Genomic DNA, 10,216 nt, shown 5'->3' with positions numbered 1-10,216 from the left:
GGGGGGCGTCTACTTGGACAGCAGGGGTACGAGCTGGTCCAACGCGTACGGGATGCTCAGGACCGTGCTGAACGACAGCGCGGCGCCGACCGGCGGTTCCTCGTACGGCAGGAAGACCGCACGGTTCTCCTTGGCGACCGCGAGCGTCTGATACACCTTGTCGGCCTTGACGGTGGGCTCGGTATTGGCGTCCGCGGTGAGGAACACCAGCTTGTCCACCTCGACGAGGGAGAGCTGTTCGGAGCCGATCTCGGCCGCGTACTCCTTACCGGCCGCGTCCACGATCGCCTTCGGCACGGTGAAGCCGAGCTTCGTCAGCAGGACGACCTTGGGGTCGGTGGGCGCGAAGATCGCGTACTTGCCGGGCTCGTACGGCTCGACCACGGCGACGGACTTACCGGCGAAGTCCGGGTGCTCCGCGGCGAGTTTGGCCAGCCGGGCGTCGATGGCGGCGATCAGCTCGTTGGCCTTGGCCTCCTTGCCGAGCGCCTTGCCGGCCAGCCGGGTCATGTCCTGCCACGGCGCGGCGTAGTCGTCGAACCCGACGGGCTGGGCGACCGTCGGCGCAATCTTGGCGAGCTTGTCGTACTGGTCCTTGCTCATGCCCGAGTACAGGCCGATGATCAGATCTGGCTTGAGGGCGGCGACCTTCTCCAGGTTGTACTCGTCGCGCTCGCCGACGATCTCCGGGGTCTTGCCGGCCCAGAGCGGCTGCGCCCAGGGCCACTTGCCGTAGGGCCGCTCCAGGAACCAGTCGATCGCGCCGACCGGGACGACGCCGAGCGCCAGCACCGGATCCTGGTCGCTCAGCCCGAGGGTGACCACCCGGGTGGGCGCCGCCGCGATCTCGGTGGTGCCGTACTTGTGCTGCACGCTCACCGGAAAGCCGGTGGTCGCGGAGGTGTTCGGTTGCGGATTGGGCGAGGCGGTGTCCGTGCCACCACAGCCAGTGAGGGCCAGGACGGCTGCTGCCAGCGCCGCGGTCATCCGCGCCACAGTCGAGCGGCTCCGGTAGTGGGCGCGCGAGTGCGCGGTGGATCTCGGCGACGTGAGCAACGGATTCCCTCCGACGAGGCGACACAATCGGCCACATCATAGGTGAGGCTATCCTAACTAACAAGGGACCCCGGTCTGCTCGGCCGGCGGTGGGCTACCCCTAGCATCTCCACCATGGAGGCAGGATGAGGACAGCTGCTGCGGGGCCCGAAACCGTGACCGGACCGGGCAACAGCCCGCAACGGCGTGCCGTGCCGGGCTCGGCGCGGACGACTCTGGTGATCGCCGCGGCCGCGCTCCTGGTGTGCCTGTGTGTGCTCTCGCTCGCCGCCGGCAGCAAGGCCGTCCCGCTCGACGAGGTCTACCGGGCCGTCTTCGACCGGGCCACCGCACGCGCGACGAACCCGCAGGTCGACGCGATCGTCTGGGGCGTACGACTGCCCCGGACCCTCTGCGCCGTCCTGGTCGGGCTGGCGCTCGGACTGTCCGGCGCGCTGATGCAGGGCCTCACCCGCAATCCGCTGGCCGACCCGGGACTTCTCGGCGTCAGCGCCGGCGCCTCGTTCGCCATCGTCGTCGCGGTGGCCGGCCTCGGCCTGAGCTCCGCCACCGGGTACGTCTGGTTCGGCTTCGCCGGAGCGTTCGCCGGCGCCGTCGCCGTCCATCTGCTGGGCAGCCTCGGCCACGGCGGCGCGACCCCAGTGAAGATCGCCCTGGCCGGTATCGCGCTCACCTTCCTGCTGGGGTCGTGTACGAGCGCGATCGTGCTCCGGCATCCCGAGGCGTTGGACCGGTTCCGGTTCTGGTCGGCCGGCTCCCTCACCGGCGCCGACCCCGGACTGCTGTGGCGGATGTCTCCGTTCCTGGCCGTCGGCGCGCTGCTCGCGATCGCGGCCGGACCGGCACTGAACAGCCTCGCGCTCGGCGACGACACCGCGATCGCCCTGGGCCGCCGGCTCGGCACGATCCGGATCCAGGCGGTGCTGGCGATCACCCTGCTGGCCGGCACGGCGGTCGCCATCGCCGGCCCGATCGTCTTCATCGGACTCGTCGTGCCGCACGTCGCGCGAATGATCACCGGGCCGGATCACCGCTGGTTGCTGCCGGTGACCGCCCTGCTCGCACCATGTCTGCTGCTGTTCGCCGACATCGTGGGTCGGGTGGTCACCCGACCCGAGGAGGTGCAGGCCGGCATCGTGGTCGCGTTTGTCGGTGGTCCGTTCTTCATCGCGCTGGTTCGACGTCAACGAGTGGCGGAGTTGTGACGAGCACCCGGGTCACCCCGATCCGGCCGGGAGCGTTCCGGCTGGCCGTGCCGCCGGTCTCCGGCGTGCTGCGGCCACGCACCCTGGCCGTCTGCGTCGCACTGGCCGCCGCGACGTTCGTCGTCTTCTGCGTCGGCCTCGCGCTCGGCGACTATCCGGTCGGCCTGCCGGACGTACTGCGCGCCCTGGCCGGCTCCGACGACCCCGGTCCCGCGTTCGTCGTCCGCGAACTGCGGCTGCCCCGCGCACTGACCGGTCTGCTCGTCGGCGCGGCGTTCGCGGTCTCCGGTGCCATCTTCCAGACCATCACCCGAAACCCGTTGGCCAGCCCGGACATGATCGGGATCAACGCCGGGGCGACCACCGCGGTCGTCGGCGGAATCGTGCTCGGCACCGGCGCGGGGCTGAGCAGCTCGACGCTGGGGGTGCTCGGCGCGCTCGCCACGGCCCTGTTGATCTATCTGCTCGCCTGGCGGCGCGGGGCCAGCGGGTATCGGATCATTCTCATCGGCATCGGCATCTCCTGGATGTGCACGAGCGCCACGGACTATCTGCTGACCCGCGCCAAGCTCCACGAGGCCCAGGAGGCCTTCGGCTGGCTGGTCGGCAGCGTCAACGGTCGCGGCTGGGAGACCGTGCTGCCGCTGGCCGTGGCGGTCGGCGTACTGCTGCCCGTGACGTTGCTGCTGACCGTCTGGAGCCGCGCTCTCTCGCTCGGCGACGACGTGGCTCGGGGCCTCGGCACCCCGGTCCAGCGCGCCCGGTTCGGTCTGCTCCTGGCCGGCGTCGGGCTGGTGGCGTTCGCCACCGCAGCCGCCGGGCCCGTACTGTTCGTCGCCCTCGCCGCGCCGCAGGTGGCACAACGGCTCGCCGGACAGGCCACCCCGCCACCGGTCACCTCCGCACTGACCGGGGCGTTCATGGTCCTCACCAGCGACCTGCTGGCGCGGTACCTCATCCCGGACGCCGACCTGCCGGTCGGCGTCGTCACCGGCGCGCTCGGCGCGGCATTCCTGCTGCGGCTTCTCGCTCGCGCCAACCGAGCCGGCACTGGAGGCTGACGATGACCGGGCACCATCCCGACCTGCGAGCTGAGCGGTTACGGCTGGCGTACCCCGGTCGAATCGTCGTGGACGGCCTCGACCTCGACCTGCCGACCGGCCGGATCACCGTGATCGTCGGTCCCAACGCCTGCGGCAAGTCGACGCTGCTGCGCGCGCTGGCCCGGCTGATGCCCCCGACCGCGGGCTGCGTACGGCTCGACGGCGAGGCCATTCACAGCCTTCCGACCCGCCAGGTGGCTCGCCAGGTGGGCATTCTGCCCCAGTCCCCGGTGACCCCGGCCGGCCTGACGGTGGCCGATCTGGTCAGCCGGGGCCGCTCGCCGCACCAGACCTGGTGGCGTCAGTGGTCCACGTCGGACGAAGCCGCGGTGACCACCGCGCTCGCGGCGACCGACATGACCGAGCTGGCCCACCGTCCGGTCGACGAGCTCTCCGGCGGGCAGCGGCAACGCGCGTGGATCGCGATGGCGGTGGCGCAGGAGACGCCGGTCCTGCTGCTGGACGAGCCGACCACGTTCCTCGACCTGTCGCACCAGATCGACGTCCTCGACCTCGTGGTGGACCTCAACCGGCGGGACGGCCGGACCGTCGTGATGGTGCTGCACGACCTCAACCAGGCCTGCCGGTACGCCGATCACCTGGTCGCCATGAAGGCCGGCCGGATCGTCGCGCAGGGCGACCCGGCGGCCGTCATCACCCCCGAGATGGTGGCCGAGGTGTTCGACATCGACTGCCAGATCACCGTCGACCCGATCAGCGGCACGCCGCTGATCATCCCGGCCGGGCGGCACCACCTGGCACCGCTGAGCGCCCCGCGTACCGACTGAACCACCGACGCCGAGCCGCGCCGGCCACGGTCGTGGCCGGCGCGGTGATCGGAACCCGCTCTCAGTGCGCGTACGAGGCCGTCGGTGGCGAGTCGAAGGCCATCGACTCGGCGGTGAACTCGAGGTATTCAACGATCGATTCGAGGATCTCCGCGGACCGGATCGACGTGTTGGACAGCAACGAGGACGAGATGCCGTGGGTGTGTTCGGTGCCGCCCTGCAGGTAGACCCCGGCCCGGACCTGCGGCGTGGTCTCGATCCGGTAGTCCCGGGAGACCATCACCTGGCCCGCCTCGTCGCGCTGGAACTCGGCGGCGACATCGCCCAGCAACCAGGCCGGGTCAGGCGTCCGGTAACCGGTGGCGAACACCACCGCGTCGGCGTCCAGCGCCGTGCGGGCACCAGTGATCATCGATTCGACGACCGTCCGAATCCGGTCCCCCGCGCGCTCCGCCTCCACCACCCTCGACACGTTGAGCAGTCGCAGCCGCTCCTCGCCGCGGACCTTCTCCTGGTAGACACGGCGATACAGGTCTTCGATGAGGTCATGGTCGACGACGGAGTAGTTGGTGTTGCCGTGATAGCCGAGGATCATCTGCTTGACCTGCGGCGATGCCATGAAGTAGTCGTCCACCGCCGCGGGATCGAAGACCCGGTTGGCGAATGCGCTGTCGTCGGCCGGGCTGTAGCCGTAGCGGGTGATCACCGCGCACACCTCGGCGCCAGGGAACTCCCGGTGCAGGTAGTCCACCGCTTCGGCGGCGCTCTGCCCGGCGCCGACGACGACGATCCGCGACGGCGACGGGGTCAGTTCCTTCAGACGTTCCGCGTTGGGCAGCAGGTCGCGGGTGTGCCAGATGCGGTCGTCGGCAGTCACCCCGTCCGGCAGGCGCGGGACGAGGCCGGTGCCCAGCACGAGATTGCGGGCCCGATAGATGCGCGGCTCGCCGGCGCCGGTCACGTCGCGGGCAACCACGTCGAAGTAGGCGACCTCACCAGCGCGGATCACCGGGTGCACCGCGACCACCTCGTGGCCGTACGCGACGTCACCATCGACGCGCTCGGCGGCCCACTGTAGGTAGTCGTGGAATTCGACCCGGGACGGGAAGAAGTTCTTGTGGTTGATGAAGTCGATCAACCGGTCCCGACTCTGCAGATAGCTGAGGAAGCTGAAGTCACTCCGGGGATTACGCAGAGTGACCAGGTCCTTGAGAAAGGAGACCTGCATGGTCGCGTCCGTGAGGAGCATCCCCCGGTGCCAACCGAACCGCGGTTGACGTTCCACGAAGGCGGCGGTCACCGCCCGGGCGCCGGGCGTCCCTCGCAGGTCGGCGTTGTGCTCGGCGATCGCGATCGCCAGGGCCAGATTGGACGGCCCGAACCCGACACCGACAAGGTCATGGACTGGCGGCTCGCCACCACCGGAAAGTTCCTCTGACATACGCGTCCCATCACGTGGGCCGGGCCACGCCCGGGTATGGAAACGATCGACGCCTGCGCAGGACGTACACCAACGAACACCCTGTGCCACTTAGGCAAGGCTAACCTATAGTACGATCGGCGCCACGGCGACATCAAGCCACGTCGGTGCGAAGTTGGAGTCCACTGCGGACTCCGATGCGAAGGAGGGACATCGCCCATGCGGGTCATCATGTTCGGGTACCAGACCTGGGGGCACCGCACCCTGCAGGCGCTGCTCAACTCCGAACACGAGGTGGTGCTGGTCGTCACCCACCCCAAGAGCGACCACGCCTACGAGAAGATCTGGGACGATTCGGTCGCCGAGCTGGCCGAGAAGCACGGCGTCCCGGTCCTGCTCCGCAACCGTCCGGACGGCGACGAGCTCATGGAGCAGTTGCGCGCCGCCGAACCCGACGTCATCGTGGCCACCAACTGGCGCACCTGGATCCCGCCGCAGATCTTCAACCTCCCCCGGTTCGGCACGCTGAACGTGCACGACTCGCTACTGCCCGCATACGCGGGCTTCTCCCCGCTGATCTGGGCACTGATCAACGGCGAGAAGGAGGTCGGCGTGACCGCACACGTCATGGACGAGACCCTCGACGCCGGGGACATCGTGTTGCAGCGGGCGGTGCCGGTCGGCCCTCGGGACACGACGACGGACCTCTTCCACCGCACGCTCGAACTCTTCGGCCCGATCACCGTCGACGGCCTCGCACTGCTCACCTCGGGCCGCACCGACTGGGTCGCACAGGACCGGTCCCGGGCCAGCTTCTTCCACAAGCGGGCCGACGAGGACTGCCGGATCGACTGGACCTGGCCGGCCGAGGACCTGGACCGGCTGGTCCGCGCGCAGTCCTACCCGTACCCGAGCGCGTACACCTACCACCGCGGCAAGCGACTGGCGGTCCTCGCCGCGGAGGTTTCCGAGGCCCGGTACGGCGGCACCCCCGGACGGATCTTCTACCGCGAGGGCGACGGCGTGGCGATCGTCGCCGGCGCCGACGCGCGCCACGGCCGCAACCCGGGCCTGCTGATCACCCGGGTCCGGACCGAGGACGGCACCGAGCTTGCCGCACAGGACTACTTCTCGACCATGGGCGGGTACCTCACCAACCACCCGTGACGCTTCGGCGTGGTGGCCGGCGGGATCCGCACCCGCCGGCCACTCCGGCTCGACCGGCGGCACGCTAATAGGTCGGATGTCTCGCGTCACCTCTCGACGGGCGCAGCCGAAGAATTCCGCTGCCGAGGGATTGACCCTCGAAGACGTCCGATGTTAACTGCACTTTAACGATGTGGGTCGATGTTCATCGTATTGCCGTCAACCCGGCGCGGTGGGCACCGTTCCACGTCGTCTCGACATCGCCCTCGTTTCGGCGGACGCGGGCAGACCGGGGCACCTCCCGGGGTGCGAGACATGCATCCACACGGACGATCCAGAGGAGATCGTGTCGATGAAGATGACGACGCCGCTACGAATCGCGCTCGCCGTCCTGCTCGCCGGTGGTGTCGTCGCCGTCGGACCGGCCGGGCCAGCCACCGCGGCACCGACGGACGCCGCGTTCGGCACCAGCACCGGGACGTTGAACGTCAACCGGGCCGGCTACCTGGCGAAGCACGACATCGTCTACAACCGCCCGAACACCAACCCCCTGCACGGGCTCACGGTCGGCAACGGCCGTACCGGCGCCATGGTCTGGAACGACAACGGCCTGACCGCCCAGGTCTCCGGTGTCGACCTGGCCCAGCAGTCGACCTACGCCGCCGGGCTGGTCAACCTCTACAGCAACCCGCAGATGGACACCGGCTACACCACCTTCCAGCAGCGCCTCTCGCTGTACGACGGGACACTGACCACGAAGTACGACAACAACCGCACCGTCACGGTGCTGGGCGCGCCCAACTCCGAGGTGATGGGCATCCACGTCGAGGACACCCGACCTGGGGTGAGCAGCGTCGGGCTCGACCTGAGCCTGTGGGACATGAACACCGTCCAGAACATCGCGGACGTCCCGGACCTCAACACCTGGCGTACCGTCTCGACCTTCGCCGACGCCACCGGCGTCGGGTTGAGCCGTGGGCAGACCGACGCGAACAACTTCGGGTACACGCTGGCCGCCACGGTCGAGGGAGCCGCGTACTCCTCCCAGGTGGTCAACGGCACCCGGGTCCGGCTGACGATCACCCCCACGTCGAGCTACACCGTGTGGTTCACCGCGGCCAGCCGGATCAACTCGCCCGGCCTCAACTCGGTGAACCAGGCGAAGAACCAGTTGGCGGCGGCCAAGAGCGCCGGCTACACGACCACGTTGAACAACTACCGCAACTGGTGGCACGACTTCTGGGCCAAGTCGTTCGTCCAGTACTCCAACGCGGGCGGCGACGCCGACTACCTGGAGAACGTCTACTACCTGGCGACCTACATGATCGCGGCGGGTGGTTACGGCAACTACCCGCTGCACTTCATCAACGGGGTCTTCAGGGCCACCCAGGACAACTCGAAGTGGAGCAACGGGTACTGGTACTGGAACCAGCGCGACGTCTACAACTCGTTCCTGGCCAGCAACCACGTCGACCTGTTGGCGGGCTTCAACCGGCTCTACAGCCGCAACCTCGCCGCGTTGAAGTCGTACACCACCACCCGCTACGGCAGCGACGGGCTCTGGGTGCCCGAGACGATGGGCTGGGACGGCAACGCCCGGGGCACGGTCAACAGCGACTACGTCAACGACCTCTACTCGACCGGCACCGAGGCCGCCTACAACATGTACCTGCAGTACCGGTACAGCAACGACGAGACGTACCTGCGCAACACCGCCTATCCGTACATGCGCGAGGCGGTGAAGTTCTACGAGGACATGCTGGACTACGACAGCGGCACCGGCCGGTGGTACATGGCCAACTCGAACGCCCACGAGACGTACTGGGACGTCCGCAACGCGATCACCGACCTGGCGGCGGTACGGCTGCTCTTCCCGCTCACGATCCAGGTGAGCCAGCAGCTCGGCCTCGACGCCGGGTTGCGGGCCAACTGGCAGAGCATCGTCAACAACCTGGCCCCGTACCAGGTCCAGAACGGGGCGTACCTGCCGCACGACCCGCCGATCTCGCAGACCCGCAACAACGAGAACGTGGCGCTGGAGCTGGCCTGGCCGTACGACCAGACCGGCATCGGCTACCCCGACCAGCAGACCGCCATCAACACCTGGAACGTGCGGCCCCACCCGTACGGCAACGTCTGGTCCAACGACCACGTGCACGCCGCCCGGCTCGGGCTCGGCAACCAGGCGTTCCAGGGCATGCGGACGATGCTGCAGAAGTACCAGAACTACCCCAACGGGATGACCAACAACACCAACGGCGTCTTCGAGTACCTCGGCGTACACCTGACGGCGATGAACGAGTCGCTGCTCCAGTCGTACAACGACAAGATCCGGGTCTTCCCGGCCGTGCCGACCGACGCCAGCTTCGTCGGGAAGTTCACGCTGCTCGCCAAGGACGGGTTCCTGGTCAGCTCGGAGCGGGAGGCCGGCGAGGTCAAGTACGTCGGGCTGCGCAGCCAGTACGGCAAGACGGCCCGGGTGGTGAACCCGTGGGGCGGCCAGGAGGTCCGGGTCCGTCGTACCTCGGACAACGCCGTGCTGACCACCACCTCGGCCGCCGAGATCAGCTTCGCCACCGCGGCGAACACGGTGTACGTGCTGGAGCGCACCGCCAAGCCACTGTCGTCGTACGCGACCACCACCCTGACCGGCACCGCCAACCAGGGCGAGAAGAGCCTGTCCGGCACCGCCTCGACCCTGGGCCTCGGCGGCGCCGGAGGCGGTGGACTGGTCAACGACACGATGCTGACCTACGACGCCAACTGGCACCACACCACCGCGCGGGGGTACGGCGACTACAACGACGACACCCACCACAGCACCACCGTCGGCTCGGCCGCCAGCTACACCTTCACCGGCACGGGGGTGGAGTACCTGTCCGAGCAGTTCAGCGACATGGGCAACGTCGACGTCTACCTGGACAACGTCCTGCAGACCAACGTGAACCTGAACGTCTCCGGCCCCCGTCAGGCCCAGCAGGTCGTGTTCCGCAAGACCGGGCTGACCAACGGCTCGCACACGATCCGGATCGTCAACAAGACCACCTCGGTGGGCATGATCGACGCGTTGCGGATCCTCACCGGCGGCAGCCCACCGGCGACCGGCGCGGTCGCGCTGCGGGCCCAGGCGAACGGCCGCTACGTCAGCGCCACCAACGCCGGCGCGGGCAACCTGGTCGCGTCCGCCACCAGCGTGGGCAGCTCCGAGCAGTTCGACCAGGTCGATCTCGGCGGCGGCAACATCGCGCTACGGGCCCGGGTGAACAACCAGTTCGTCTGCGCCGAGAACGCCGGCGCCAACCCGCTGATCGCCAACCGGCCGTCCGCCGGGTCGTGGGAGACCTTCGCCCTAGTACGCAACGCGGACGGCTCGGTCAGTCTGCGGGCGACGGTGAACAACCGGTACGTGGTCGCGGAGAACGGCGGGGCCGAGGCACTGATCGCGAACCGGGACGCGATCGGCCCCTGGGAGAAGTTCGACCTGGTCGCCCTCTGACA

The 10,216-nt window shown here is 68.9% G+C and carries 7 protein-coding genes; 5 read left to right on the top strand and 2 right to left on the bottom strand.

Features of this window, described 5'->3' with window-relative positions:
• Positions 1 to 9: 9 nt before the first annotated feature.
• On the bottom strand, positions 10 to 987 hold the full coding sequence (locus tag ACFQGL_RS24245) for an iron-siderophore ABC transporter substrate-binding protein (protein WP_377514691.1): 978 nt from the start codon (positions 985 to 987) through the stop codon (positions 10 to 12).
• A 194-nt stretch (positions 988 to 1,181) separates the two neighbouring features.
• Here ACFQGL_RS24245 and ACFQGL_RS24240 point away from each other — a divergent pair, with 194 nt between their 5' ends.
• The 3 genes from ACFQGL_RS24240 to ACFQGL_RS24230 are packed head-to-tail and all read left to right on the top strand — an operon-like array spanning position 1,182 to position 4,152.
• Entirely contained in the window at positions 1,182 to 2,261 is a 1,080-nt protein-coding gene (locus ACFQGL_RS24240; protein WP_377514690.1) for a FecCD family ABC transporter permease, read from the top strand.
• The gene (locus ACFQGL_RS24235) at positions 2,258 to 3,322 is read left to right on the top strand and encodes a FecCD family ABC transporter permease (protein WP_377514689.1); all 1,065 of its coding nucleotides are present in this window, start codon (positions 2,258 to 2,260) and stop codon (positions 3,320 to 3,322) included. Before ACFQGL_RS24240 ends, ACFQGL_RS24235 begins: the two co-directional genes overlap by 4 nt.
• 2 nt (positions 3,323 to 3,324) lie before the next feature.
• The gene (locus ACFQGL_RS24230) at positions 3,325 to 4,152 is read left to right on the top strand and encodes an ABC transporter ATP-binding protein (RefSeq protein WP_377514687.1); all 828 of its coding nucleotides are present in this window, start codon (positions 3,325 to 3,327) and stop codon (positions 4,150 to 4,152) included.
• Between the two features lie 61 nt (positions 4,153 to 4,213).
• On the opposite strand, the gene ACFQGL_RS24225 is transcribed toward ACFQGL_RS24230, so the two are convergent.
• Positions 4,214 to 5,593 (bottom strand): lysine N(6)-hydroxylase/L-ornithine N(5)-oxygenase family protein, encoded by a 1,380-nt coding sequence (locus ACFQGL_RS24225; protein ID WP_377514686.1) that lies wholly within the window; start codon positions 5,591 to 5,593, stop codon positions 4,214 to 4,216.
• Positions 5,594 to 5,791: 198 nt separating this feature from the next.
• Here ACFQGL_RS24225 and ACFQGL_RS24220 point away from each other — a divergent pair, with 198 nt between their 5' ends.
• A complete protein-coding gene (locus ACFQGL_RS24220) occupies positions 5,792 to 6,739 on the top strand; it encodes a methionyl-tRNA formyltransferase (RefSeq protein ID WP_377514684.1) in 948 nt (315 codons plus the stop codon).
• Positions 6,740 to 7,070: 331 nt separating this feature from the next.
• Positions 7,071 to 10,214 (top strand): glycosyl hydrolase family 95 catalytic domain-containing protein, encoded by a 3,144-nt coding sequence (locus ACFQGL_RS24215; RefSeq protein WP_377514682.1) that lies wholly within the window; start codon positions 7,071 to 7,073, stop codon positions 10,212 to 10,214.
• The last annotated feature ends 2 nt before the right edge of the window (positions 10,215 to 10,216 follow it).

Origin of the sequence: Micromonospora vulcania (assembly GCF_042658605.1) — a bacterium.
Lineage (GTDB): Bacteria > Actinomycetota > Actinomycetes > Mycobacteriales > Micromonosporaceae > Micromonospora > Micromonospora vulcania.
The sequence above is the reverse complement of the archived record's forward strand: the minus strand, read 5'-3'. Positions and strand labels throughout refer to the sequence as shown.